The organism is Micromonospora humidisoli (assembly GCF_016900955.1).
Classification (GTDB): domain Bacteria; phylum Actinomycetota; class Actinomycetes; order Mycobacteriales; family Micromonosporaceae; genus Micromonospora; species Micromonospora wenchangensis.
This window is the reverse complement of sequence record NZ_JAFEUO010000001.1, coordinates 121,007-146,418: the sequence shown is the minus strand read 5'-3', so window position 1 is coordinate 146,418 and position 25,412 is coordinate 121,007. Positions and strand designations below refer to the sequence as shown.

Genomic DNA, 25,412 nt, shown 5'->3' with positions numbered 1-25,412 from the left:
TCACTGCGCCGTCGGCACGTCCACGCACGGCCCGGCCGTCCACCACTTCTCCACCAGGGCGAGCGTCTCGTCGCCGAACGGGTTGACGCCGGGCCCGACGCCGAGCGCGTGGCCCACGTGCACGTGCAGGCACTTCACCCGGCCGGGCATCCCCCCGGCGGAGATGCCGGCGATCTCCGGCACCTCGCCGATCGCGGCCCGGCGGGCCAGGTAGTCCTCGTGCGCGGCCCGGTACCGGTCGGCCAGTTCCGGGTCGTCGGCGAGCCGCTCGGCCATCTCCTTCATCAGCCCGGCCGACTCCAGCCGGCTGCACGCCGCCGTCGCCCGGGGGCAGGTCAGGTAGAACAGCGTCGGGAAGGGGGTGCCGTCGGCCAGCCGGGGCGTCGTCTGCACCACGTCGGGCAGGCCGCACGGGCAGCGGTGGGCCACCGCCCGGGTGCCCCGGGGCGGGCGGCCGAGCTGCGCGGCCACCGCGGCCAGGTCGGCCTCGGTGGCCGGTTGGTGCTCCGGCGGGGGTACGGAGTCCGCCGCCGGCTCCTGCGGTGGTACGACAGTCACGGTGCCCATCTCTCGTTCGGTACGCGGGTGCTGCTCACTGGTCGGCGGCTTCGCCGTTCGCCGCCCGGACGCTCGACCACAGGGTGTCGTACCAGGGGACGGGGGCCTTGGGCGCGGCTGGCGGCCGACCGCCGTTGGCGTCGCGGGCCGCTCCGTCGGCGTCGTTGAGCACGATCACCGGCGTCTCGCCCGGGGCCACCATGTAGAACCGTTCCCGCGCTTTGATCTTGATGTATTCGGGGTCCTGCCACTTCGCCGCCTGGGCGGACAGCTCGGCGATCTGCGCGCGTTGGGCGGCCTGGCTGGCCTCCATCCGCTCGATGTCGACCTGCTGGTCGAGGTAGACCCGGACCGGGTAGGTGTAGGCCAGGGCGAGCGCGAGCAGCACCGCGAACAGGACGGTGGCCCGCCCGGTGAACCGTCGGGGGTGGGGTGCGGTGAGCCGCCGGATGGTGCCGCCGGCCGCCGTCCGGCGCGCCGCCGCCGGGCGGTTCGCCGACCGGACGCCGTCGACGCCGCGCGAGCGGGCCGCGGTGGTCCGCGTCTCGGCACGGACCCCGCCGTCGCGCACCGGCGTGCGGGCACCCCGGGCCCCGCCCGGCCGACCGGTCGGCCGGCGGGCCGGGCGCTGGCCACCCGGTGTGCGGCGCTGCTGCATCGTCACACCCCTCCCCCCGAGGTTCGCCCGGGTCAGGCCGAACGGTAACGCGGGAACGCGCCGACGCCGGCGTACCGCGCCGCGTCGCCCAGCTCCTCCTCGATCCGCAGGAGCTGGTTGTACTTGGCGACCCGGTCGGACCGGGCCGGGGCACCGGTCTTGATCTGGCCGCAGCCGGTGGCCACGGCCAGGTCGGCGATGGTGGTGTCCTCGGTCTCGCCGGAGCGGTGGCTCATCATGCACTTGAAGCCGGCCCGGTGGGCCAGGTCGACGGCGTCCAGCGTCTCGGTCAGCGAGCCGATCTGGTTGACCTTGACGAGCACCGCGTTGGCGGCCTTCTCGGTGATGCCCCGGGCGATGCGCTGCGGGTTGGTGACGAACAGGTCGTCGCCGACGATCTGGATCCGGTCGCCGACGGCGGCGGTCAGGGTGGCCCAGCCGCTCCAGTCGTCCTCGGCCAGCGGGTCCTCGATGGAGACGATCGGGTAGTCGCCGATGAGCTTGGTGTAGTAGTTGCTCATCTCCTCGGCGCTCTTGGCCGCGCTCTCGAACGTGTAGGTGCCGTTGTCGAAGAACTCGGTGGCGGCCACGTCGAGGGCGAAGACGATGTCGGTGCCCAGCCGGTAGCCGGCCTTCTCGACCGCCTCGGCGATCAGGTCCAGCGCGGCGGCGTTGCTGGGCAGGTTGGGGGCGAAGCCGCCCTCGTCACCCAGGCCGGTGGAGAGCTCCTTCTTCTTGAGCACCGACTTCAGCGCGTGGTAGACCTCGGCCCCGGAGCGCAGCGCCTCCCGGAAGCTGGGTGCCCCGATCGGCGCGATCATGAATTCCTGCACGTCGACGTTCGAGTCGGCGTGCGCCCCACCGTTGAGGATGTTCATCATCGGCACCGGCAGCAGGTGGGCGTTGGGGCCGCCCAGGTAGCGGAACAGGCTCAGCTCGGCGCTGCCGGCCGCGGCCTTGGCCACCGCCAGCGAGACCCCGAGGATCGCGTTCGCGCCCAGCTCGCCCTTGTTGTCGGAGCCGTCGAGGTCGAGCATCTTCTGGTCGATCAGCCGCTGCTCGCTGGCCTCGTAGCCGATGAGCTGGTCGACGATCTTGTCCTCGATGTTGGCGACCGCGTTCTCGACGCCCTTGCCCAGGTAGCGGCCCTTGTCACCGTCGCGCAGTTCGACCGCTTCGAAGGCGCCGGTGGAGGCGCCGGAGGGTACGGCGGCGCGGGCGATCGTGCCGTCGTCCAGCCCTACCTCGACCTCGACCGTGGGGTTGCCCCGCGAGTCGAGAATCTCCCGGGCGACGATTCCCTCGATGGTTGCCACTGAGTCGCTCCTCGTTCGTGTGTGCGAATCCGGTTCGGGCCGCGACGGTGCGGCTGAGGCAGGTGTGTTGAACGCAGCGTATCGGGCGGCGTCCGGCCGCACGGCGTCCGGGGACACGTAGCCCACCCCTAATCGGTACGCCGAGACGGACATTCCCGGATTCTCACCCCTGAACCGGCAACCGGTTTGCGCCGGGTGGACCCGATCGACCACGCTGGTCGCCATGCCCGCCGTCTCGACCACCCTCCGCGTGCTCGCCGTGTCGGTCATCGCGTCGCTCACCGTCACCGGCTGTCAGACCCTCGACGACGCCGGGCGTACCCTCGGCCGCGCCGATCTGATCAACGATCTCGCCACCCGGCTCGACGAGTCGCTGGTGCGGACCTGGACCGCCGAGTACCGGCTCGCCGGTGGTCGGGACTTCACCATCGCCCAGACGAAGGAGCCGGCCCGGTCCGCGTACACCTGGACGGCCGGCAAGATCACCGTCTCCGAGCAGGCCATCACCAGGTGCGCGACCACCGCCGGGCGGACCACCTGCACGGTCGAGCCGCCGGTGCTGATGTCCGGCAAGGCCGCCGTGCCGCTGTTCACCGAGGCCCGCAAGGCCGGACTGGTCACCCCGCCGGCGGTGATCGGCCTGCTCACCGAGGCCGCCCTCGACCCGGCGGCCCAGGTCAAGCAGACCGACACCACGATCACCGGGCACCACGCCACCTGTGTCGAGGTCCGCCGGGCCGCCGGGAACTTCGACACCTGCGTCACCAGCGAGGGTGTGCTCGGCAGCTTCACCGGGGTCCTCGACGGCCAACCCGTCGAGTTGACCCTGGACCGTTACACCGACTCGGTGACACCGACAGCGTTCGACCTGCCCGCCGGCGCCGGGGTGACCGACCGCCGGCCGGCGACGTCGTGACCGTCCCTCCACCCGCAGACCCCACCCCCGCCGCCGACCCGTCGCCCGCGCCCGGCGACCTGGGCCTGCTGGTGGCCGGCCACCGGCTCCTCACCACCCCCGACGGGGGCCTGCCCCGGGTCGGCGAGCTGCCGGACGGGACCGGCTGGGTGCCGGTGGGCACGCTGGACGGGGTGCCGGCCTGGGCGGCGGCGGCACCGGACGAGGCGACCCGACCGGCCGGGCGCTGGCGCAGTTGGCGGGCGCTCGCCGCCGAGCTGCCCGAACCGCTCGCCACGCTCGCCGGGCGGGCGGTGGCCGTGGTCACCTTCCGGCGTACCCACCGCTGGTGCGGGGCCTGCCGGGCGGAACTGGCCGACCTGCCCGGCGGGACGGCCCGGCGCTGCCCCGCCTGCGACCTGTACGTGCCGCTGCGGCTCTCCCCGGCGGTGCTGGCGGCGATCACCCGTCCGGGGCCGGCCGGCGGCCCCACCGAGCTGCTGCTGGTGCGGCACGCGTCCGGCCCGACCGGGCTGTGGGCGCTGGTCGCCGGCTTCGTCGAGGCCGGCGAGTCGTTGGAGACGGCGGTCCGCCGCGAGGTCACCGAGGAGGTGGGGCTGGCCCTGGGCAGCGTCGACTACTTCGGCAGCCAGCCCTGGGCGATCTCCGGGCCGGGGGTGCTGCTCGCCGGCTTCTTCGCCACCGCCGCCGACCCCACCGCCGAGCCGGAGGTGGACGGGCGGGAGCTGGTGCGGGCCCGCTGGTTCCCGGTGGACGCACTGCCGGCCGAGCTGCCACCGGCGTACTCGATCTCCCGCTGGCTCGTCGACGCGGTCGTGGCCCGGGGCTGAACCCGGGCCGGCTCAGACGCCGAGCAGGGTACGCAGGTGGCGTGGCGGCGGGCAGTCGTGGGCGAGCATCGCGTCGTGCCACCCGCGCAGCGGCACCCCGGCCGGGCGGGCGGCGGCGATGTCGGCCAGCTCGCTGTAGCCGACGAAGTACGTGGAGAGCTGGGTCGAGGTGAGCAGCGCCCGCCGCCACTTGCCGGCCGCCTCACCCTCCTCCTGGAAGCCGCGTTCGGTCATCAACGCCAACGCGTCCGCCTCGGTCATCCCGTCACAGTGGACCAGCTGGTCGAGCAGCGCGTTGATGGTCATCCGCAGCTGCATCTTGAGCTGCTGGAGGCGGACCGGCAGGCCACCGAAGCCGAGGCCGGCCATCAGCTCCTCGGTGTAGACCGCCCAGCCCTCGATGAACACCCCCGACTCGGTCAGCGCCCGGACCCGGGTGGGCCCGGCGTACCGGCGGGCGTGGGCGAGCTGGAGGAAGTGCCCCGGCATCGCCTCGTGCACGGTCAGGTTGCGGATCATGTGGTTGTTGTACTCCCGGTAGAACGAGTCGACCCGGTGTGCGGGCCAGTCCGCCGGGGTGGGCGCGATGCAGTAGAAGGTGGGCAGGTCGGCCGGCTCCAGCGGGCCGGGCGAGTCGCAGTAGGCCACCGCGACGCCCCGGGCGAACTCCGGCATCTCCTGGATCACGCACGGGTCGTCGACCAGGCTGACCAGGTCGTGCGCCCGGACGAAGTCGACGGCCTCGTCGAGGGTGACCGAGGCGAGGTCCACGATGGAGTGGTCGTCGGGGTGCTCGGCGGCGAGCAGGTCCAGCGCCCGGCGTACCGTCTCGTCGTCGGACGGGCCACCGACCAGCTCGACGGCGGCGGCGCGGATCTCGGCGGTGACCCGGTCCAGGTTGGCCCAGGCGCGGCGCTGCACTTCGGCCGCGCCCAGCTCGGTGTCGAGGGTGTGCCAGAGCCGGGCCTCCCAGCGGCGGCGGCCCAGCCGGGGGTCGCGGCCCGGCCCGGCGTCGGCGGCCAGCCCGGCGCGCAGCCAGCCGACGAACTCGTCGAGCGCGGCGATCGCCGCCGACGCCGCCGGCTGCACCGTGCCGGCCAGCGCGGGGGCCTGGGCGAGCAGCAGCGGCACCTCGTCGCGGATCAGCGCGGCGCTGCCGGCGAACTGCCCGACCGCCGTCTCGGCGTGCACCCGGGGCATGTCCCGCAGCGTCGCCCGTGCGGTCGCCAACGCGTCGGGTACGGCGGTCAGCCGCCCCACCAGGTGCGCCAGCCGCTGCTCCACCGGCGCGTACGGGCGGGCGAGCAGGGCGTGCAGCAGCGGGCCGGGGTTGTGCACCAACGGGTCCCACTCGAAGGCCCGGATCTCGCTGCGCTCGAACAGTTCCCGGTCGACCAGGGCGGCGAGCAGCGCGTGGTCGACCTGTTCCTCGACGTCGAGCGAGTCCGCGTCGACCTCGGCGAGCGCGTCGGCGGCCTCGCGCAGCATCGCCTGGTCGGCGGCGACCGCCGGGGCGGACAGGTCGGGCAGCCGGTCGTCATAGCGGTGGTCACCGGCCGACGTGGCGAACCCGGGTCGGCTCTCCAGCACGGCCTCGACGATCCGCTCCGCCAGCGGCACGAATTCACCCATCCCCCGACCCTACCCACCCCACCGGCCCCCACCGGCCGCGCGCCGGCCGCCCACCGGCCGCGCGCCGACCCCGTCGATCAAGAGGTTCGCGTCACCGCAGCGTGCGGGGATGACGCATACCTCTTGATCAACTCGACGGAGTGGGGGGTTCGGTGGTGCGGAGGGTGTGGGTGTGCGCCAGGGTGGTGCGGCGCAGGGCGGCCTCGGGGTCCAGGCCGGCGTGGCGGGCCTCGGCGACCAGGGCCAGCAGGGTGGCGCCGAGGCGGGACTCCGGGTCGGGCTGGGTGTCGGGGGACGGCGGCGGCACGGTCAGGCCGGCCCGGCCGGCGCGGTCCAGCACCTTGGCCGCCAGGGCCAGGGCGGGCTGGCTCAGGGCGATGCCGTCGAGCACCGACGCGCGGGCCTTCTCGGCCTGCTTGATCCGCTCCCAGTTCGCCTCGATCTCGGCCAGCGAACCCGCCTGCGCACCGGAGAAGACGTGCGGGTTGCGGCGGACCATCTTGTCGACCAGGGTGCCGGCTACGTCGTCGACGCTCCACCGCTCGTCCTCGGGCAGGTTCTCCGCGAGGCGGGCGTGCAGCAGCACCTGGAGCAGCACGTCGCCCAACTCCTCGCGCAGCGCGTCGGTGTCGCCGTCGCTGATCGCGTCGTACGCCTCGTAGCACTCCTCGATCAGGAAGCCGGCGAGGCTGCGGTGGGTCTGCGCCCGCTTCCACGGGTCGCCGCCCGGCGAGGCGAGCCGGTCCATCACCTCGACCGCGTCGAGCAGCCGGGCCCCCGGCGGGTCCCACGAGCCGTACATCAGCTCCAGCTCGGCCAGCCCCGGCTGGCGGGCCAGCCGTAGGCCCAGCTCCCGGGCCAGGGACTCGTCGCCGGTCGGGCCGGCCAGCCAGACCGCCGTACCGTGCGCCGCCGCCGCGTCGAGCAGCGCGTCGCCGGCCCCGGCGGGGACGACGGTGACCGGCACGCCGGCCGCGCGTACCGCCGTGACCTGGGCGCTCTCCGCGCCGGTCAGCACCGGCGCGGCGCGCAGCGTGTCCCAGGCGGCGACGGTCAGCAGACCGGCCGGCAACCGGGGCGAGGTGACCAGCAGGACGATCCGGTCGGACATGCTCAGGAGGCCGCCGGCCCCTGCTCCGGGGTCGGGCTGGCGACCGGCTCGGGGGTCGACACGTCGGTCACCGGGCCACTCGCGTCGATGTACGGCAGCGCGTAGAAGACCAGCTCCTGGCCCTTGTTGACCCAGGCGGGGACGCCGAGCGGCCGGTAGCGGGGGTTGACCTCGACGTCGACCTTGTCGGCCTGCTCGCCCAGCGCGGCGCTCAACGCCGACGAGCTGCGGACGAAACCGCCGTCGCCGAAGAGCTGCCGCACCTGCGCCACCGACAGCCCCTTGTCGATGCCGCCGGTCTTCTCGATCGCGTGGTAGACCGCCATCACCGACTCGTCGCTCAGGTCGGCCGGCGGCAACTGCTGGCTGAGCACCACGAACAGGTCGGCCCACTCGCCCCACAGCTTCGCGAACTCCGCCTGCGGCGGCATCTGGAGCTGCTGGGCCAGCTGGTCCGGGGTGATCTGGTCGGGGACCTGGAGGTTCTTCTCGGCCGCGACCCGCTTGCCCAGGTCGATGCTGACCAGTAGGTTCACCACGTCCTGCCGGGTCAGCCCGGCCCGCAACTGCTCCGGGCCGGGAGTCTGGCCGGACTGGGCCGCGCTCTGCCGCACCGCCTCGGCGTACCTCGTCTGCGCGTCGTCGTAGATCGCGTCGACCCGGGCCACCGAGTAGCGACTGTCGCCGATGTATGCGGCCACATCAGGAGATGCCTTGCCGCAGGCGGTGAGGGAGAGGACACCCAGGGCCGCGACGCTGGCGGCGGCGATGAGACGGCGTGCACGCATGACGGTCACTCTCTCATGCCTGCCTGTGTACGGTGACGCCGCCCACCGTGCGTCCCGGCCCGCCCGATGCCCCGCACCGGGCGGGCGACGGACCGCTCATCCCCGCGCCCCCGCCAGCGCGGCCGGTTCGCCGAGGACGTCGGAGAGGAGTTGGGCGCACCAGTCGAGCAGCGCCTGGTCGCGCAGCGGCTCGCCGCCGACCCGGCGGGTGCTCGGCCGGGGCACGCTGACCTGGTCGGTGGCCTGCTTGTAGACCGAGTCCGGGTGGTAGCGCTTGAGCCGCAACTGCTTGGAATCGGGCAGCGGCAGCGGGCCGAACCGCAGGTGCTTGCCCTGCATGCTCACGTCGGTCAGGCCGTACCGGCGGGCCAGCAGCCGGAACCGGGCCACCGCGACCAGGTTCTGCACCGGGGCGGGCGGCTCGCCGTACCGGTCGGTCATCTCGGCCACCACCTCGCGCAGCCGGGCGTCGTCGCGTGCCTCGGCGAGCTTGCGGTACATCTCCAGCCGCAGCCGCTCCACCCCGACGTAGTCGTGCGGCAGGTGGGCGTCGATCGGGAGGTCGATCTTGACGTCCGTCTCCTCCTCGGCGCTCTCCCCCTTGAACGCCGACACCGCCTCGCCGACCATCCGGACGTACAGGTCGAACCCGACGCCCTCGATGTGCCCGGACTGTTCGCCGCCGAGCAGGTTGCCGGCGCCCCGGATCTCCAGGTCCTTCATCGCCACGTACATGCCCGCGCCCAGCTCGGTGTGTTGGGCGATGGTGGCCAGCCGCTCGTGCGCGTGCTCGGTGAGCGGCTTCTCCGGCGGATAGAGGAAGTACGCGTACGCCCGCTCCCGGCCCCGGCCGACCCGACCCCGGATCTGGTGCAGCTGGGCCAGGCCGAGCAGGTCGGCCCGCTCCACGATCAGGGTGTTGGCGTTCGGGATGTCGATGCCGGACTCGACGATGGTGGTGCAGACCAGGACGTCGAACTCCTTCTCCCAGAAGCCGACCATCACCTTCTCCAGGGCCTCCTCGCCCATCTGCCCGTGGGCCACCGCCACCCGCGCCTCGGGCACCAGCTCGCGCAGCTTCCGGGCGGTCCGGTCGATCGACTCCACCCGGTTGTGCAGGTAGAAGACCTGCCCGTCGCGGAGCAACTCCCGGTGGATCGACGCGGCCACCTGCCGGTCGTCGTACGCCCCGACGAAGGTCAGCACCGGGTGCCGCTCCTCCGGCGGGGTGGCGATGGTCGACATCTCCCGGATGCCGGTGATCGCCATCTCCAGCGTCCTCGGGATCGGGGTGGCCGACATGCTCAGCACGTCGACCGAGGCGCGCAGCGTCTTGAGGTGCTCCTTGTGCTCGACGCCGAACCGCTGCTCCTCGTCGATGACCACCATGCCGAGGGACCTGAACCGGGTCGCCGCCTGGAGCAGCCGGTGGGTGCCGATGACGATGTCGACCGTGCCGTCGGCGACCATCTCCAGCGTCCGCTCACTCTCCTTGGCGGTCTGGAACCGGGACAGCTGCCTGATGGTCACCGGGAACTGGTTCATCCGCTCGGCGAACGTGTTGTAGTGCTGCTGCACCAGCAGCGTCGTCGGCACCAGCACCGCCACCTGCTTGCCGTCCTGCACCGCCTTGAACGCCGCCCGGACGGCGATCTCGGTCTTGCCGTACCCGACGTCGCCGCAGATCAGCCGGTCCATCGGGACGGTCTGCTCCATGTCCCGCTTGACCTCCTCGATGGCGGCCAGCTGGTCGGGCGTCTCCTGCCACGGGAAGGCGTCCTCCAGCTCCCGCTGCCACGGGGAGTCCGGGGCGAACGCGTGCCCCTTGGACGCCTTGCGGGCGGCGTAGAGCTGGATGAGCTGGGCGGCGATCTCCTTGACCGCCTTGCGGGCGCGGGCCTTGGACTTCTGCCAGTCCGAGCCGCCCATCTTGTGCAGGGTGGGCTGTTCGCCGCCGACGTAGCGGGAGAGCTGGTCGAGCTGGTCGGTGGGGACGAAGAGCCGGTCGCCGGGCTGGCCGCGCTTGCTGGCCGCGTACTCGATGACCAGGTATTCCCGGGACGCGCCGTTGACGGTGCGTTGCACCAGCTCGACGTACCGGCCGATGCCGTGCTGCTCGTGCACGACGAAGTCGCCGGCCTTCAGCTCCAGCGGGTCGATGGTGTTGCGTCGCCGGCTCGGCATCTTGCGCATGTCCCGGGTGGTGGCGCCCCGGCCGCCGGTGACGTCGTTGCCGGTGAGCAGCACGAACTTCGACGCCTCGTCGACGAAGCCGGCGGTCAGGCGGCCGCAGGAGACCAGCACCTCGCCGGGGGCGGGCGCGGCCGGCACCTGCTCGGTGAGCCGGGCGCCCAGGCCGGCGTCGCGGAGCACCTCGACGGCCCGTTGGGCGGGACCGTGCCCCTCGAAGACCAGCGCCACCGACCAGCCCTCACCGGTCCAGCGCTTGAGGTCGTCGACCACCCGGTCGGTCTCACCGTGGTAGAGCGGGGCCGGCTGGGCGGCCAGGCTCACCGCGATCGCGTCGTCGGGGGTCACGTCCGCCTGGGCCGGTGCGTCCTCCCAGGGCTGCCGGACCGGTGCGGCGGCGTCCGCCTCGACCAGTCCGAACGGGGCGAGGGTCCACCAGGGCTGGCGCAGGGCGCGGGCGGCGGCGCGTACCTCGGCCAGGGATTTGAAGGCGGCGGCGCCGAGGTCGACCGGGGCCTGGCCACCGACGGCGGCCGCGGCCCAGCTCGCCTGGAGGAACTCCTCCGAGGTACGCACCAGGTCATGCGCCCGGGTGCGGATCCGCTCCGGGTCGCACAGCAGCACGTGGGTGCCGGCCGGCATGGTGTCCACCAGCAGTTCCAGGCTCTCGCTGCCGAGCAGCGCCGGCACCAGCGACTCCATCCCCTCGACCGGGATGCCCTCGGCCAGCTTGTCGAGGATCTCGACCAGCTCCGGGTGCTCCCCGGCGAGCGCGGCGGCCCGCCGACGCACCGCCGGGGTCAGCAGCAGCTCCCGGCACGGCGGGGCCCAGAGCTGCGGTACGCCTTCGATGGTGCGCTGGTCGGCGACGGCGAAGGTGCGGATCTCCTCCACCTCGTCGCCCCAGAACTCGACCCGGGACGGGTGCTCGTCGGTGGGCGGGAAGACGTCCAGGATGCCGCCGCGTACCGCGAACTCGCCGCGCTTGGTGACCAGGTCGACCCGGGCGTACGCCAGGTCGGTGAGCCGGCGGGCGACCTCCTCCAGGTCGGCCTCCTCACCGGCGGCGAGCTGCACCGGTTCCAGGTCGCCGAGGCCCCTGAGCTGCGGTTGCAGCAGCGAGCGCACCGGTGCCACCACCACCCGCAGCGGGCCGGCGTCGGCGTTGCCGTCGGCGCGGGCGGTGTGTGGGCCCGGCGCGTCCGGGTGGGCGAGGCGGCGCAGCACGGCCAGCCGCCGGCCGACGGTGTCGGAGCGGGGCGAGAGCCGCTCGTGCGGCAGCGTCTCCCAGGACGGGAAGACCGCGACCTGCCCGGCGGGGAGCAGGCTGCCCAGCGCGGCGGCCAGGTCGTCGGCCTCCCGGCTCGTGGCGGTCACGGCGAGTACCGGCCGGCCGGCCCCACCGGCGGCCGGGTCGGCGGCGACGGCGGCCACGGCGAACGGGCGCAGCGCGGTCGGGGCGGTCAGGTCCAGCCCGTCGACCTGGGCGGCACCGGAGCGCGCCAGGTCACGCGCCCGGGTAAGCCCGGGGTCGGCCAGGGCGGCGGAGAAGAGTCCGGTGAGCATCAGTGATCACTTCCAGAGGAGTCGACGCGCACGACTGCTGCCCCTCGTCCGGCCGGACGGGGGGTGCACGTCGACCAGCCTATCCCCGCCGACCGCCCGGCATCCCCTACCACCCAGCTCCACCCCGATCCCCGCCGGCTCTCGGTGCGGGAAGAGCTGGGCCAGGTGATGGGCTGCAGGCCGGACGGTGGCGTGGGGCCGGAGCTACGTCCACCAGAGGCCGAGCCGGACCTGGAGCACCTCGTCACCGCGTAACGCAGCGTCCACCAGCCGGGACAGGGGTGTGGAAACGCACCGCCAGGTCGGATCCGAGAAAGCCGTGTCCCATTAGGGAGCATTTACGTCCACCTCGACTTGCCCGGCCTCGGCATCTTGCTCCGGTGGGACCAGAGGCATGAGGTAGTTGCTCGCTGGGCCATCTAGAGTGTGGTCAGCGCGTCCACGTGCAGCCTCACGCCAGGCTCGTCGGTGTCGACCGCCTCCCGGGGGAGGGAGGCGAACACACGCCTCCCGAGTCGAGAGGAGACACATTGGACACGCCGTCCGTCACTCCGGGAGGGTCCACCGACCCCACCAGGGCCCAAGGGGAGTTGAGCACTCCGACCGGGGCCCCGGAAAGGTCGACCGCCCCGACTGGAGGCTCGGGCGGGCCGACTGGCCCACTTAGCACGACCCAGCTCGCCAGAGCCGAAAGGCTGCGGAGGGCAGGGGAGGTGACCTTGAAGGTCGTCGAGTTGGCGGCGAGGGTCATCATCCTCATTAATGGGAGTGGACTCGCCTGACCGATCGGTCAGGCGAGCCCACCGCACAGGAGCGCCTCCGTTTGCTTCCAGGCCAGCGGGGGCGTTTCCTATTGCGCGCAACCTTCCTGCAATCAGAAGATAACTCTATGTATCTTCTTGGTAACGGAAGCGCAGGTGCATGGTAGCAGTCAGCCAACTACTGAACGTAGTTCCGACACACAAAGGGTGACCGAGAGCGGATAAAGCAGACGGATCGGGAGTTCTTTTAGATAACAATTTGGTCAAGGTTGCACTGAGTATCGGCCACGGATGGTACACGCGACCGTTCGCTAATCCGCGCAGGTCGTTCGACCGGCACATCCAACCCTCGCAGACACCACTGCGGATCAACGCAGTTCGGATATGGACGACAATCGGTATATCGCCTATGGGTCGGCGTCCTGCCGGTCACAGCTAGTGGCCCAGCATCCGTGACCAGAGCACTCAGTAGCGCACCATGATCCGGCGTTCGACCGCGTCGACCCGGATCTCCCCGCCGTACGGGACGATCAACTGCGGGTCGGTGTGGCCGAGGTCGACGTCGAAGACCACCACCGCGTCCGGGTGGTAGGCGGCGAGCGCCCGGACGATCGCGCCACGCTGGGCGGAACCCCACGCCAGCCGGTCCGCCACCGGCAGCGGTCGGTCGAAGTCCCACGCCTTGGGCCGGCCGACGACGACCGCCGGGAAGGCGGCGAGCAGCCCCCGCTCCCCCATGTTCCGCATGATCCGGAACACCTCCTGCGCGTCGGGCAGCTCGTTGGAGGTCTCGACGACGAGCACCGAGCCGGCCAGCTCGGCGGCCGACGGGACCCGGTCGGCGGCCATCAGCCAGTGCAGGATCTCCAGGCAGCCGCCCCAGGTCCGGCCCTCGACCACCGTCGACGGGCCCCGCCAGCGCCAGCCCTCGCCGGGCAGCATCGGCGGTTCGACCGCGAGCGTGGCCGGGTTCCGCCAGTCGCCCGGCTCGTCACCCCACTGCGGCGCGGCTGTCAGCTCGTACCAGTCGGAGGTGAACAGGGCGGCGCGCAGCGAGTCGAGGGTCAGCGGGTGCGGCGCGCCGGGCCGGCCGAGGTGCACCAGCACCGAGCCGCCGTGGTAGGCCACCATCCCCAACCGGTAGAGGTGGTTGAGGACGTTGGTGTTGTCCGAGTAGCCGAAGTAGGGCTTCGGGTTGGCCCGCAGCACCGCGTCGTCGAGGTGCGGGGTGACGGTGATCAGGTCGTCGCCGCCGACGGTGGCGAGCACGGCGGTGACCGTCGGGTCGGCGAAGGCGGCGGTCAGGTCGCGTGCCCGGTCCCGGGGGTCGGCCCGGGTCTGCCGGGTCGTGGGGTACTCCACCGGCTCCAGGCCGAACTCCTCGCGCAGCCGGCGCAGGCCGAGCTCGTAGACGTGCGGGAAGAGACCCGCCAGGCCGGCGGAGGGGGAGACCACCGCGACCCGGTCGCCCGGCTTCGGCTTGGTGGGGTATTCGGGAAGGGCCACGAGCGGAACCTACCGCCCACCACCAGCGCTTTTCGCCCGGCAAAGCCCTACAGGTCGGGCATTGCGGCCATAGGCTGGGCCGGTGGACGAGGAGCCGCGGACCCGGGACTGGCTGCCCCGCACGGCGGCGCTGCTGCTCGGCACGCTGGTGCTGGCCACCGCGTTCATCGCGGCCTACGTGGGCGCGTTGCACCAGCCGCGCCCCCGGGACGTGCCGGTCGGGGTGGTGACCGGCGACCAGCGCGCCGAAGCGCTGCTGACCGCCGTACGGGCCCGCACCGACACGATCAAGTCCGTCGGGTACGCCGACCCCGGCGCGGCCGACGACGCCCTCACCGCCCGCCAGGTGTACGCCGTACTCACCTCCGCCCCCGACGGCACGCTCACCCTGGCCACCGCCAGCGCCTCCGCGCCGGCCGCCACCGAACTGGTCACCGGGGTCCTCACCCCGGCCGCCCGGCAGGCCGGGGTGCCGCTCACCGTCACCGACCAGGTGCCCGTCTCCCCCGACGACCCGCGTGGCCTGGTGCCGTTCTACCTGGCCGTCGGGCTGGTGCTCGGCGGCTACCTGGCCTCGACCGCGCTCGGCGTCTCGCTCGGCACCGCCCCGCGCGGGCTGCGCCGGGCCGGACTGCGGATCGGCTCGCTGGCCGTGCACGCGGTGCTGCTCGGCACCATCGGCGCGGTGCTGGTCGGCCCGGTCCTCGACGTCTGGGACCACGACCTGGTCACGGTGGCGGCGGTCGGCATGCTCACCGTCTTCACCGCCGCGATGGTGGCCGCCGCCGTGCAGGGCTGGCTGGGTCTGCTCGGCACCGGGCTGGTGATCCTGCTGCTGGTGGTGCTCGGCAACCCCGGCTCGGGCGGCATCTACGCCCCCGAGTTCCTGCCCGCCGCGCTGCGCGGCATGCACCGCTGGAACGTCCCCGGCCTCGCCACCGACCTACTCAAATCGGCCGTCTACTTCGACTGGCGGTCGGCCCGCTGGCCGCTGGCCGGGCTGCTCATCTGGGTCACGCTCGGGCTGTTCGGCCTGCTCACCGCCGCCCTGTTCCGGGAACGCCGGGCCGGGGCCGGGCGGGGCGGGCGGTGATCGTGGGGAAGGTGACACACCGAACCCCTTCCTCCCGGACCGGGCCACGCAGATACCATCCAGGGAGTCGGACAGCGCTGTCCTTCGTACTCACGTAAGGAGCGCACGGTGACCGACCAGCATGATCACGACGGGCCCGACGCCGCACTGCGGGCCGACATCCGTCGGCTCGGCACCCTGCTCGGCCAGACCCTGGCCCGGCAGGAGGGGCGACCGCTGCTCGACCTGGTCGAGGAGATCCGCGCCCAGGTCCGCTCCGACGCCCCGGCCGCCGCGCAGCGCCTCGGCGGGCTCGACGTGTCCACCGGCACCAAGCTGGCCCGCGCCTTCTCCACCTACTTCCACCTGGCCAACATCACCGAGCAGGTGCACCGGGCCCGCGACCTGCGCCGCCGCCGGGCGATCCAGGGCGGCTGGCTGGACCAGGCGGCCAAGATGATCGCCGAGCGCGGGGTGCCGGCCGAGGAGATCGCCGCCGCCGCCCGCCGCCTCGCGGTACGCCCCGTCTTCACCGCCCACCCCACCGAGGCGGCCCGCCGGTCGATCCTGTCCAAGCTGCGCGCCATCGCCGACGAGCTGGACGCCGAGACCGCCAACGCCATCCTCTACGGCGCCAGCGACGAGGCCCCGGCCAACCGCCGCCTCGCCGAACTGCTCGACCTGATGTGGCAGACCGACGAGCTGCGCCTCGACCGGCCCGACCCGACCGACGAGGCCCGCAACGCCATCTACTACCTGCGCGACCTGTACGCCGAGGCCGCCCCGCAGGTGCTCGACGACCTGGCCGACACGCTGCGCACCCTCGGCGTGGAGACCTCGCCGACGTCGCGCCCGCTGACCTTCGGCACCTGGATCGGCGGCGACCGGGACGGCAACCCGTTCGTCACCCCCGTGGTCACCCGGGAGGTGCTGCGCATCCAGCACGAGCACGGCATCGCGGCCACCGAGGCGGCGATGGAGCACCTGGTCAACGAGGTCTCCGTCTCCCGCCGGCTGCGCGCCGTGTCGCTGGACCTGTCGGCCAGTCTCGCCGCCGACCTGGACGCGCTGCCCGAGGTGGCCCCCCGGTTCCGCCGGGTCAACGCCGAGGAGCCCTACCGGCTCAAGGCCCGCTGCGTGAAGGCGAAGCTGGCCAACACCCGGGAGCGGCTGCGCGCCGGCACCCCGCACGTGCCGGGCCGGGACTACCAGGGCTCCGGCGAGCTGATCGCCGACCTGGAGCTGCTGCGCGCCTCACTGGCCCGCAACTCCGGGCAGCTCACCGCCGTCGGCCGGCTCGCCTCCACCATCCGTACCGTCTCCGCGTTCGGCCTGCACCTGGCCACCATGGACGTCCGGGAACACGCCGAGAAGCACCACGAGGTGCTCACCCAGCTCTACGCGGCGGTCGGCGAGGTGTCGGACTACCCGTCACTGACCCGGCTGGAGCGCACCAAGCTGCTCGCCGACGAGCTGACCGGCCGTCGGCCGCTGTCCGCCCTGGACACCCCGTTGACCGAGGGGGCGCGCAAGACGTTCGACGTGTTCGGGACGATCCGCGAGGCGCAGGACCGGTTCGGCGGCGAGGTCATCGAGTCGTACATCATCTCGATGACCCTGGGTGTGGACGACGTGCTCGCGGCGGTGGTGCTGGCCCGGGAGGCCGGCCTGGTCGACGTGCACACCGGGCGGGCCCGGATCGGCTTCGTCCCGCTGCTGGAGACCCCGGCCGAGCTGAACGCCGGCGGCGAGATGCTCAACGAACTGCTCTCCCTGCCGGCCTACCGGGCGCTGGTCGCGGCCCGGGGCGACGTGCAGGAGGTGATGCTGGGCTACTCCGACTCCAACAAGGAGGCCGGCATCACCACCAGCCAGTGGTCCATCCACCGGGCCCAGCGGGCGCTGCGGGACGTGGCCGCCCAGCACGGCGTACACCTGCGGTTGTTCCACGGCCGGGGCGGCACCGTCGGGCGCGGCGGCGGCCCCACCCACGAGGCGATCCTGGCCCAGCCGTACGGCACCCTGGACGGCGCGATCAAGGTGACCGAGCAGGGCGAGGTCATCTCCGACAAGTACACCCTGCCGGCGCTGGCCCGGGAGAACCTGGAGCTGACCGTGGCCGCGGTGCTCCAGGCGACGCTGCTGCACACCGCCCCCCGGCAGCCCGCCGAGCAGTTGGAACGCTGGGACGCGGCGATGGACGTGGTCTCCGAGTCGGCCTTCCGGTCGTACCGGGGCCTGGTGGAGGATCCGGACCTGCCGGCGTACTTCTGGGCGTCCACGCCGACGGAGCTGCTCGGCGCGCTGAACATCGGCTCCCGGCCGGCGAAGCGGCCGAACACCGGGGCCGGCCTGGGCGGGCTGCGGGCCATCCCGTGGGTGTTCGGCTGGACGCAGACCCGGCAGATCGTGCCCGGCTGGTTCGGGGTCGGCTCCGGCCTCGCCGCCGCCCGCGCGGCCGGGCTGGAGGACGTGCTGGCCGAGATGCACCGCAACTGGCACTTCTTCCGCACGTTCCTGTCCAACGTGGAGATGATGCTGACCAAGACCGACCTCAGCATCGCCCGCCGGTACGTCGAGACGCTGGTCCCCGAGGAACTGCACCCGATCTTCGACAAGATCCAGCAGGAGTACGAGCTGACCAAGCAGGAGGTGCTGGCGGTCACCTCGTCGCCGGCCCTGCTGGAGAACTCGCCGGTGCTCCAGCGCACCCTGGCGGTGCGCGACACCTACCTGGAGCCGCTGCACCACCTCCAGGTGGCGCTGCTGCGGCAGTACCGGGACTCCGGCGCCGCCGGTCGTGCGGTGATCACCGCGCCGGGCGGCCGGCGCGCCCCCAGCGACGGTACGGCCCTGGAGCGCGCCCTGCTCACCACGGTCAACGGCATCGCCGCCGGGATGCGCAACACCGGCTGACGGACGTCTCCCCTGCCGCCGCCGCTTCGGCGGTGGCAGGGGCCGGTCGGATCCGCCTCGGCGCGTGCCGCCGACCGGCGGCCCCGGCGTCAGAAGTCGCCGCCACCGCCGAAGTCGCCGCCCCCGAACCCGCCGCCGCCGAAGTCACCCCCGCCGAAGTCACCGGCAGTGCCGAAGTCGCCGCCGCCGACGTCCCCGGCGCTGCCGAAGTCACCGCCGAAGTCGGTGCCGTCGCCGAAACCCTCCTGGTAACCGGCGTCGTAGCCCGGGTCGGCGAAGGCCGGCGAGAAGAGTGCGTCGGCGATCAGCATCCCGCCGACCACACCGACGCCCGCCCCCAGCGCGGTCTTCCACCACGGCGTCGAGTACCAGCCGGCCGGCACCGGCCGGCCCTGGTAACGGCCGCCCGGGTAGTAGTACGGGGTATCCCGGCCGGGCTGCGGGCCGGCCCTGAACGTCTGCCCCTGCACGTCCACCTGACGCTCCCGGGTGATCTCCCCGGCCCCCTGCGCGGCGGCCAGCGGGGGCAGCTCCGGGCCCGGGTCCAGGCCGAGCGCCACCCGGGCCGCCCGCGCGTAGGCGAGCCCCTCCAACGCGGTCTCCCGGGCCAGCCGGAACTGGTGCACCGTACGGGCCTGCTCCAACTGGCTGCCCGCCGCGTTGTACCGCTCACCCGCGTCGACCAGCGCCTGGCGTACCGCCGGGTCGTCGCCGTGCAGGTTCATCACCTGGCCACCGAGGCGTTCGTACCAGCGTTGGGCGTCGGCGCGTACGTCGGCGAGGCTGCGCGCCTCCCGGGCCGCCTTCTCCCGCCGCCACCAGACGAAACCACCGGCCAGCATGGCGACCAGGATGAGCACGAGCAGAAATTCCATTCTCCGAACGTACCCGGGGGCGTCGAGTCGTACCCGTTTGGCAAGCTCTGGTGATGGACTTCTCGACGCTGGCCGTGGTGGTGGTCTGCCTCGCCGCCGGCGGGTCGGTCGGCTGGTACGCCGCCCGCTCCCGGTCGGCCACCGAGATCGCCCGGCTGGAGGCCACCCTCGCCGCCACCCGGGAGGGCGAGGGCCGGCTGGAGCAGTCGATGCGGGCGCTGAGCTACGAGGCCACCGCCCAGTCCCAGGAGGCGGTGGCCCGCGCGGTCGCCCCGCTGCACGACACCCTGCGCCGCTACGAGACCCGGGTCGGCGAGCTGGAACGCGACCGGGTCGACGCCTACGCCGAGCTGCGCGAACAGGTCCGCTCGATGGGTGCCGTCTCCAGCGAGCTGCGCACCGAGACCAAGCAGCTGGTCGCCGCGCTGCGCGCCCCGCAGGTACGCGGACGCTGGGGCGAGCACCAGCTCCGCCGGATCGTCGAGGCGGCCGGCATGCTGGAACACTGCGACTTCAGCGAGCAGGTCACCGCCGCCACCGACCACCAGGGGGTCCGCCCCGACCTGGTGGTCCGGCTGCACGGCGGGCGCACGGTGGTGGTGGACGCCAAGGCGCCCTTCGACGCCTACCTGACGGCGATGGAGGCACGCGACGAGCGCAGCCGGGACACCCACCTCGACCGGCACGCCAAACACCTGCGTGGGCATGTCGACGCGCTGGCCGCGAAGACCTACTGGGCGGCGTTCGACGACAGCCCGGAGTTCGTGGTGCTGTTCGTCCCGGCCGACCCGTTCCTGGACGTGGCGTTGCAGCGCGACCCGACGCTGCTGGAGCACGCGTTCGCCCGCAACGTGGTGCTCGCCACCCCGGCCACCCTGGTCGCGCTGCTGCGCACGGTGGCGTACTCGTGGCGGCAGGAGGCGCTGGCCCGTAACGCGGTGGCGGTGCACGCGCTGGCCCGCGAGCTGTACGGCCGACTGTCCACCCTGGGCGAGCACGTCGGCAAGCTCGGCAGCTCGCTCGGTGGCGCGGTGACGGCGTACAACCGGGCGGTCGGTTCGCTGGAGGCCCGGGTCCTGGTCAGCGCACGCAAACTGGCCGAGCTGGGCGTCTCCGACCAGGAACTGACCGTCCCGGCCCAGGTCGAGCTGACCCCCCGCCAACCCCAGGCCCCCGAACTCCTCGACGACCGCCCCTGACCCGGACGGGCACACGGGCGGGACGGGTCAGGAGCGGCGGGCCGATTCCACCAGGAACGGGACGCCCTGCTGGCAGGTGCTCATCAGGTCGGGTTGGGCCCGGCCGGTGACGGTGACCCGGGCGCCCTTCACGAGCACGTCGGTGGGGCCGCCTACCAACTGGTGGCCGTCGAGCAGCAGGCACCCCGGCTCGACGCCCGCCTCGACGGTGCCGGTCAGCTCCGTCGCACCCGGACCGGGCGGCAGCCGTGGGCCGCCGGGCGGCGGCTTCAGCCCGCCGGGCGGCACCGACCCGGCCGGCGGCGCGGACGGGGCCACCGAGGCCGACGGCGCGGACGGCGGCACGGTCCCCGTCGGGGTGACCGGGTCCGTCGGGGTGACCGTGAGGGTGGGGGAACTGGTCGGCGTGGCCGGCGGGCCGGTGACGTCGGCACCGTCGCCACAGGCGGCGAGCGCCACACCGGCGGCCAGCAGCACGACGACCGCCATCCGAGGAGTTCTCATACCCACTGGGACGTACCCCTCCCGTGATCCGTTCCGTCCGCCGGGAACCCCCCGACGACGGACACCGGTGCCGGCAGGCCGCCGACGAGCACGCCGACCCACGATCGGCGCGCCACCCGGTGCCCGGGGCGGCGCGAGGCTTCCGTGCCGGCTCGACCCCGCCGCAGCCGGCCCGTGGTCAGCCGCGCGCGGCGGCCTTCATGTCACGCTTGAGTTCCTGCGGCAGCGAGAAGGTCAGCCGCTCGTTGGCGGTGACCACCTCGTCGACATCGGTGAAGCCCCGCTCGGCCAGGTGGGCCAGCACCTCGTGGACCAACTCGTCGGGCACGCTCGCGCCGGAGGTCAGGCCCACCGTCCGGGCGTCGGCCAGCCAGGCGTCGTCGATCTCGTGGGCGAAGTCGACCAGGTGCCCGGCGCGGGCCCCGGCGTCCAGGGCCACCTCGACCAGGCGTACCGAGTTGGACGAGTTGCGCGAGCCGACCACGATCACCACGTCGCAGTCGGGGGCGATCTCCTTGACCACGTGCTGCCGGTTGGAGGTGGCGTAGCAGATGTCGTCGCTGGGCGGCGACTGGAGCAGCGGCAGCCGGGTCTTGAGCCGGGCCACCGTCTCCAGCGTCTCGTCCACCGACAGCGTGGTCTGGGAGAGCCAGACGACCTTGTTCGGGTCACGCACGGTGATCCGGTCGACGTCGTCGGGGCCGTCGACGAGTTGGATGTGGGCGGGGGCCTCCCCGGCGGTGCCGATGACCTCCTCGTGCCCCTCGTGACCGATCAGCAGGATGTCGTAGTCCTCGGCGGCGAACCGCTTGGCCTCCTGGTGCACCTTGGTCACCAACGGGCAGGTCGCATCGATCGCCCGCAGCGACCGGGCCCTGGCCTGCTCGTAGACCTCGGGGGCGACGCCGTGCGCGGAGAAGATGACGGTGGCGCCCTCGGGCACCTCCTCGTTCTCCTCCACGAAGATCGCGCCCCGCGCCTCCAGGGTCTGCACCACGTGTTTGTTGTGCACGATCTGCTTGCGGACGTAGATCGGCGCACCGTAGAGCTTCAGCGCCTCCTCGACGGTCTGCACCGCCCGGTCCACCCCGGCGCAGTAGCCGCGGGGCTTGGCCAGGAGCACGCGCTTGCCGGTCTTGGGGGTCGCCTCAGCCTCGGTCACCCGACCATCGTACGTGTCGACATCTCCCCCGGCAGGAGCTGCGACCCGTACCACAGCGGGGGTACGGGTCGCGGCGGGCGGCCCGGCAGCGGCGGGTCGTCGGAGGCGGACCGTAGGGTGGGCGGGTGACCGACGCCCCGCGCAGCACCCCCGAGGAACCCTGGCCGGTCCGGGTGGTCAGCCAGAAGGTCGGCGCGTGGATCGCCAAGCTCGGCTGGGTCTGGGTCGACGGGCAGGTGGCGCAGATCAGCCGCCGGCCGGGGGCCGGCACGGTCTTCCTGACCCTGCGCGACCCGTCGGCCGACCTCAGCCTCACCGTCACCACCAACCGGGACGTCCTCGACTCGGGCGCGCCGGAGCTGCGCGAGGGCGCCCGGGTGGTGCTGCACGCCAAGCCGGAGTTCTACGCGGCGCGGGGCACGCTCAGCCTGCGCGCCGACGAGATCCGCCAGGTGGGGCTCGGTGAGCTGCTGGCCCGGCTGGAGAAACTCAAGAAGCTGCTCGCCGCCGAGGGGCTGTTCGACCGGGCCCGCAAGCGCCGGCCGCCGTTCCTGCCGCAGCGGATCGGCCTGGTCACCGGTCGGGCGTCGGCGGCCGAGCGGGACGTGTTGACCAATGCCCGGCGGCGCTGGCCGGCGGTGGAGTTCCGCACGGTCAACGTGGCGGTGCAGGGGCCGGGCGCGGTGTCGCAGATCGTCGACGCGCTGCGGGTCCTCGACGCCGACGAGACCATTGACGTGATCATCCTGGCCCGGGGTGGCGGTGGCATCGAGGATCTGCTGCCCTTCTCCGACGAGGCGCTGTGCCGGGCGGTCTTCGCCTGCCGTACCCCGGTGGTGAGCGCGATCGGCCACGAGACGGACGCCCCGCTGGTCGACTACGTGGCCGACGTCCGCGCGTCCACCCCGACGGACGCCGCCAAGCGGGTCGTGCCCGACCTGGCCGACGAGGTACGGCTGATCGGGCAGGCCCGTTCCCGGCTGGAGCGGGCGGTCCGCAACCTGGTCGACCGGGAGTCGCACCGGCTGACCCTGCTGCGGTCCCGGCCGGTGCTGGCCCGCCCGCAGGTGATGGTCGAGCAGCGCGCGGCCGAGGTGTCCGCGTTGCGGGACCGGGCCGGCCGCACCCTCGACCACCGGCTGGACGCGGCCAGCGCCGACCTGCGGCACACCCTGGCCCGGCTGCGGGGGCTCTCCCCCGCCGCCACCCTCGACCGGGGCTACGCCATCGTGCAGCGGGCCGACGGACACGTGGTCCGGGCGGCCGGCGAGGTGGCCGCGGGCGACCCGCTGCGGATACGCCTGGCCGAGGGCGAGCTGACCGCGACCGTCGAGCGATGAGGAGGACGAGATGAGCGACCGGAAACCCGACGAGCAGCTCAGCTACGAGCAGGCCCGCTCCGAGCTGGCCCAGGTGGTGGAGCGGTTGGAGGCCGGCGGCACGTCGCTGGAGGAGTCACTGGCGCTGTGGGAGCGTGGCGAGCGGCTCGCCGCCGCCTGCCAACGCTCCCTCGACGGTGCCCGTGCCCGGATCGACGCCGCGCGGTCCTCCGCCGACGCCTGAACCGGGGTCAGCTGACCAGGCGGATGCGGACCCGGCGGTTCTGCTTGCCCTTGCTCTCCACCTTGACCACCTGGATCCGGCCGACCTGCCCGATGGACGCGACGTGGGTGCCGCCGTCGGCCTGCACGTCGAGACCCTCGATGTCGACGATCCGGACCTCCTGCTCGTCCGGCGGGATGAGGTTGGTCTGGGTGCGGACGATGTCCGGGATGGCCAGCGCCTCGTCGCGGGGCAGCACCCGGACGGAGACCCGCCGGTCGGTGGCGAGTTCCTTGTTGACCGCCTCTTCGAGCAGGCCCTTGAAGCCCTCCGGGGGCTGCGGCAGGTTGAAGTCCATCCGGGCCTCGCCCGGCTCCATGTTGCCGCCGGTCACCAGCGCGCCGAAGTCGCGGAACACCACGCCGCAGAGCACGTGCAGCCCGGAGTGGGTGCGCATCAGGGTGAACCGGCGTTCGTCCTCGATCGCGCCCCGGACCTCGGCCCCGACCGGCGGCGTCGGGTCGCCCTCGGCGGGGATCAGGTAGAGGTCGTCACCCTTGTGGGTGCCGACGATCCGGGTCTGCACCCCCTGCCACAGCAGCACGCCGTGGTCCGGCGGCTGGCCGCCGCCACCGGGGTAGAAGGCGGAGCGGTCCAGCACGATGCCACGTTCGGGATCGACGTGCACGACTCGGCAGGTCCACTCGCGCAGGGACGGGTCGGCGAGGTCGAGACGCTCGGTGCGTCCGTGGTGGGAGATGCCCATGGGGGCGCAGCGTACTACCGATCGTCGCGCACCGTGAGACTAGCCACGCCCGGCCTCGGCCCAGTAGCCGGCCAGCCGCCTGACCACCTCGGTCAGCTCCGCCTCGTCGAGGGTGAAGGGCAGCCGGACGTGGTCCAGGTAGGAGCGTGCCCCCACGGCGAAGTGCGAACCGAGCATCAGCTGCATGCCGTGGTGCTGGGCGACGTGGTTGAACTGTTGCAGTGGCCGGGGGGTGGCGCACCAGACGCTGAGCCCGCCGTGGGGTGACTCGTACCGCCACTGCGGCAGGTGTTCGGCGAGCGCGGCGAGCAGGGTGTCGCGGCGGCCGAGCAGTTCCCGCTGCCGGTCGAGGCGGATCTGCGGCAGGTCGTCGAGGAGCTCGACGGCGAGCAGTTGGGTGGGCAGCGGGCAGCCCAGGTCGTACATGGCCCGCAGGTGCACGATCCGTTGCAGCTCGCGGCGGGGGCCGACCAGCCAGCCGATCCGCAGCCCCGGCCAGCAGACCTTGCTGAGGCTGCCGACGGTGTATATCTGCCCGCCGGGGGCGTACGCGCCGATCGGGGGCGGCGGGACCGGACCGTCGATCCGGGTGTCGGCGAGGGTGAGGTCCTCGACCAGCGGCACCCCGTACCGGCGGGCGATGGAGGCGAGTGCCGCACGCCGACGTTCGGTCATCGTCCACCCGGTCGGGTTGTGGTATGTCGGGATGACGTAAATGAAGGAGGGTTCGTACCGGCGGACCGCCGCCTCGACCGCCTGCGGGTCGGCGCCCTCCCGCTCGATCGGCACGACGACCAGCCGCAACCCGGCGGTACGCAGCGACGCCAGCACCGTCGGGCAGGTCAGCTCCTCGACCAACACGGTGTCGCCCCGCCGGGTCAGCACCCCCGCCAACAGGGACAACGCCTGGGTCGCGCCGTTGGTGACGATCACCTCTTCGGCGGCGGTGACCCGGCCGTCGGCAGTCAGCTTGCCGGCGATCCGGTCCCGCAGCGCGGGATAGCCGGCCGGCTCGTACACCCGGCCGGGCAGCGCGGCGGCGGCCAGGGCGGGCAGCCGGGACATCGCCGCCATCAGCCACGGGCCGGGCGGGGGCGACGGGACCGTCAGGTCGACGGTACGCACCCGGTCACGGACGACGTCGGCGATGAAGCCGCTCGCCGCCGCACCGTAGTCGGAGGGGGGCGCGACGGCGGGCTGGGCGTGCGCCACCCGGGTCCCGCTGCCCTGGAGGCTGACCAGCCAGCCCTCCTCCTTGAGCGAGCTGTACGCCTGGGCGATGGTCGTCCGGCTGACGGCCAGCGCCACGGCGAGCCGGCGTTCCGGGGGCAGTTCACTGCCCGGGGGCAGCGATCCGAGCCGGATCAGCAGCCGCAGCTGCTCGGCCAGCCCGCGGTAGAGCCGGGTCTGGTCGTTCTTCCACGTACCGAGCTGAGCGGCCAACTCTTCCGCGTTCATGCTCTCCCCCCAATGGACTGAGGATTGGCTATTTCCCTCAGCCACTGACTTGAGCAATAGTCCATCGTCACGTTAGCGGGGGGCTG

General features: G+C 73.2%; 20 protein-coding genes. 7 read left to right on the top strand and 13 right to left on the bottom strand.

The genetic code is table 11. The annotated features are described in order from the left end of the window. Genes JQN84_RS00650 through eno form a run of 3 tightly spaced genes read right to left on the bottom strand, consistent with a single transcriptional unit; the run spans position 1 to position 2,532 of the window. Positions 1 to 558 carry a DUF501 domain-containing protein gene (locus JQN84_RS00650; protein WP_204957252.1) on the bottom strand — a complete coding sequence of 186 codons (558 nt, stop codon included), beginning with the start codon at positions 556 to 558 and terminating at the stop codon, positions 1 to 3. 34 nt (positions 559 to 592) lie between these two features. Further along, positions 593 to 1,216, bottom strand: a complete 624-nt coding sequence (locus JQN84_RS00645; protein WP_204956473.1) for a septum formation initiator family protein — start codon at positions 1,214 to 1,216, stop codon at positions 593 to 595. 32 nt (positions 1,217 to 1,248) lie between these two features. After that, positions 1,249 to 2,532, bottom strand: coding sequence for a phosphopyruvate hydratase (gene eno, locus JQN84_RS00640; protein WP_204956472.1), 1,284 nt, complete (start codon positions 2,530 to 2,532; stop codon positions 1,249 to 1,251). A 223-nt stretch (positions 2,533 to 2,755) separates the two neighbouring features. On the opposite strand from eno, the gene JQN84_RS00635 reads away from it, so the two are divergent. Further along, positions 2,756 to 3,448 (top strand): hypothetical protein, encoded by a 693-nt coding sequence (locus tag JQN84_RS00635; RefSeq protein ID WP_204956471.1) that lies wholly within the window; start codon positions 2,756 to 2,758, stop codon positions 3,446 to 3,448. Then, the gene (locus tag JQN84_RS00630) at positions 3,445 to 4,278 is read left to right on the top strand and encodes an NAD(+) diphosphatase (RefSeq protein WP_204956470.1); all 834 of its coding nucleotides are present in this window, start codon (positions 3,445 to 3,447) and stop codon (positions 4,276 to 4,278) included. Before JQN84_RS00635 ends, JQN84_RS00630 begins: the two co-directional genes overlap by 4 nt. Before the next feature lie 12 nt (positions 4,279 to 4,290). Here JQN84_RS00630 and JQN84_RS00625 read toward each other — a convergent pair whose 3' ends face one another. The 5 genes from JQN84_RS00625 to JQN84_RS00605 form a co-directional block, all read right to left on the bottom strand. Then, the gene (locus tag JQN84_RS00625) at positions 4,291 to 5,910 is read right to left on the bottom strand and encodes a DUF885 domain-containing protein (RefSeq protein WP_204956469.1); all 1,620 of its coding nucleotides are present in this window, start codon (positions 5,908 to 5,910) and stop codon (positions 4,291 to 4,293) included. Between the two features lie 127 nt (positions 5,911 to 6,037). Further along, entirely contained in the window at positions 6,038 to 7,021 is a 984-nt protein-coding gene (locus JQN84_RS00620) for a nucleoside triphosphate pyrophosphohydrolase (protein ID WP_204956468.1), read from the bottom strand. Positions 7,022 to 7,023: 2 nt separating this feature from the next. Further along, on the bottom strand, positions 7,024 to 7,809 hold the full coding sequence (locus JQN84_RS00615; protein WP_204956467.1) for a hypothetical protein: 786 nt from the start codon (positions 7,807 to 7,809) through the stop codon (positions 7,024 to 7,026). A 96-nt stretch (positions 7,810 to 7,905) separates the two neighbouring features. Next, positions 7,906 to 11,565 (bottom strand): transcription-repair coupling factor, encoded by a 3,660-nt coding sequence (mfd, locus tag JQN84_RS00610; RefSeq protein WP_204956466.1) that lies wholly within the window; start codon positions 11,563 to 11,565, stop codon positions 7,906 to 7,908. Between the two features lie 1,226 nt (positions 11,566 to 12,791). Then, entirely contained in the window at positions 12,792 to 13,832 is a 1,041-nt protein-coding gene (locus JQN84_RS00605; RefSeq protein ID WP_204956465.1) for a S66 family peptidase, read from the bottom strand. 82 nt (positions 13,833 to 13,914) lie between these two features. Between JQN84_RS00605 and JQN84_RS00600 the strand changes: the two genes are divergently transcribed. Together JQN84_RS00600 and ppc are read left to right on the top strand one after the other, a co-directional pair. After that, positions 13,915 to 14,925 (top strand): hypothetical protein, encoded by a 1,011-nt coding sequence (locus JQN84_RS00600; protein WP_204956464.1) that lies wholly within the window; start codon positions 13,915 to 13,917, stop codon positions 14,923 to 14,925. 108 nt (positions 14,926 to 15,033) lie between these two features. After that, a complete protein-coding gene (gene ppc / locus JQN84_RS00595) occupies positions 15,034 to 17,820 on the top strand; it encodes a phosphoenolpyruvate carboxylase (RefSeq protein WP_204956463.1) in 2,787 nt (928 codons plus the stop codon). A gap of 89 nt (positions 17,821 to 17,909) precedes the next feature. Here ppc and JQN84_RS00590 read toward each other — a convergent pair whose 3' ends face one another. After that, positions 17,910 to 18,695 carry a hypothetical protein gene (locus tag JQN84_RS00590; RefSeq protein WP_204956462.1) on the bottom strand — a complete coding sequence of 262 codons (786 nt, stop codon included), beginning with the start codon at positions 18,693 to 18,695 and terminating at the stop codon, positions 17,910 to 17,912. Positions 18,696 to 18,748: 53 nt separating this feature from the next. On the opposite strand from JQN84_RS00590, the gene JQN84_RS00585 reads away from it, so the two are divergent. Beyond that, the gene (locus tag JQN84_RS00585; RefSeq protein ID WP_204956461.1) at positions 18,749 to 19,894 is read left to right on the top strand and encodes a DNA recombination protein RmuC; all 1,146 of its coding nucleotides are present in this window, start codon (positions 18,749 to 18,751) and stop codon (positions 19,892 to 19,894) included. Positions 19,895 to 19,921: 27 nt separating this feature from the next. Here the strand turns inward: JQN84_RS00585 and JQN84_RS00580 are convergent, their stop codons facing one another. Then, positions 19,922 to 20,398, bottom strand: a complete 477-nt coding sequence (locus JQN84_RS00580; protein ID WP_204956460.1) for a hypothetical protein — start codon at positions 20,396 to 20,398, stop codon at positions 19,922 to 19,924. A gap of 178 nt (positions 20,399 to 20,576) precedes the next feature. Further along, positions 20,577 to 21,560 (bottom strand): 4-hydroxy-3-methylbut-2-enyl diphosphate reductase, encoded by a 984-nt coding sequence (locus JQN84_RS00575; RefSeq protein ID WP_204956459.1) that lies wholly within the window; start codon positions 21,558 to 21,560, stop codon positions 20,577 to 20,579. A gap of 125 nt (positions 21,561 to 21,685) precedes the next feature. On the opposite strand from JQN84_RS00575, the gene xseA reads away from it, so the two are divergent. Both xseA and JQN84_RS00565 read left to right on the top strand, forming a co-directional pair. Further along, the gene (xseA, locus tag JQN84_RS00570) at positions 21,686 to 22,900 is read left to right on the top strand and encodes an exodeoxyribonuclease VII large subunit (RefSeq protein WP_204956458.1); all 1,215 of its coding nucleotides are present in this window, start codon (positions 21,686 to 21,688) and stop codon (positions 22,898 to 22,900) included. 10 nt (positions 22,901 to 22,910) lie between these two features. Further along, positions 22,911 to 23,123 carry an exodeoxyribonuclease VII small subunit gene (locus tag JQN84_RS00565; protein WP_204956457.1) on the top strand — a complete coding sequence of 71 codons (213 nt, stop codon included), beginning with the start codon at positions 22,911 to 22,913 and terminating at the stop codon, positions 23,121 to 23,123. A gap of 7 nt (positions 23,124 to 23,130) precedes the next feature. On the opposite strand, the gene JQN84_RS00560 is transcribed toward JQN84_RS00565, so the two are convergent. Both JQN84_RS00560 and JQN84_RS00555 read right to left on the bottom strand, forming a co-directional pair. Then, a complete protein-coding gene (locus tag JQN84_RS00560) occupies positions 23,131 to 23,868 on the bottom strand; it encodes an alanyl-tRNA editing protein (RefSeq protein ID WP_204956456.1) in 738 nt (245 codons plus the stop codon). Between the two features lie 39 nt (positions 23,869 to 23,907). Beyond that, positions 23,908 to 25,326, bottom strand: a complete 1,419-nt coding sequence (locus JQN84_RS00555; protein WP_204956455.1) for an aminotransferase-like domain-containing protein — start codon at positions 25,324 to 25,326, stop codon at positions 23,908 to 23,910. Positions 25,327 to 25,412 lie beyond the last annotated feature (86 nt).

What these genes read in the sequence shown, in the direction of transcription:
- JQN84_RS00645 (WP_204956473.1), bottom strand. Translation starts at nt 1,216, where the DNA reads ATGCAGCAGCGCCGCACACCGGGTGGCCAGCGCCCGGCCCGCCGGCCG.
- JQN84_RS00635 (WP_204956471.1), top strand. Translation starts at nt 2,756, where the DNA reads ATGCCCGCCGTCTCGACCACCCTCCGCGTGCTCGCCGTGTCGGTCATC.
- JQN84_RS00625 (WP_204956469.1), bottom strand. Translation starts at nt 5,910, where the DNA reads ATGGGTGAATTCGTGCCGCTGGCGGAGCGGATCGTCGAGGCCGTGCTG.
- JQN84_RS00620 (WP_204956468.1), bottom strand. Translation starts at nt 7,021, where the DNA reads ATGTCCGACCGGATCGTCCTGCTGGTCACCTCGCCCCGGTTGCCGGCC.
- JQN84_RS00615 (WP_204956467.1), bottom strand. Translation starts at nt 7,809, where the DNA reads ATGCGTGCACGCCGTCTCATCGCCGCCGCCAGCGTCGCGGCCCTGGGT.
- mfd (WP_204956466.1), bottom strand. Translation starts at nt 11,565, where the DNA reads ATGCTCACCGGACTCTTCTCCGCCGCCCTGGCCGACCCCGGGCTTACC.
- JQN84_RS00590 (WP_204956462.1), bottom strand. Translation starts at nt 18,695, where the DNA reads ATGGAATTTCTGCTCGTGCTCATCCTGGTCGCCATGCTGGCCGGTGGT.
- JQN84_RS00585 (WP_204956461.1), top strand. Translation starts at nt 18,749, where the DNA reads ATGGACTTCTCGACGCTGGCCGTGGTGGTGGTCTGCCTCGCCGCCGGC.
- JQN84_RS00580 (WP_204956460.1), bottom strand. Translation starts at nt 20,398, where the DNA reads ATGAGAACTCCTCGGATGGCGGTCGTCGTGCTGCTGGCCGCCGGTGTG.
- JQN84_RS00565 (WP_204956457.1), top strand. Translation starts at nt 22,911, where the DNA reads ATGAGCGACCGGAAACCCGACGAGCAGCTCAGCTACGAGCAGGCCCGC.
- JQN84_RS00560 (WP_204956456.1), bottom strand. Translation starts at nt 23,868, where the DNA reads ATGGGCATCTCCCACCACGGACGCACCGAGCGTCTCGACCTCGCCGAC.
- JQN84_RS00555 (WP_204956455.1), bottom strand. Translation starts at nt 25,326, where the DNA reads ATGAACGCGGAAGAGTTGGCCGCTCAGCTCGGTACGTGGAAGAACGAC.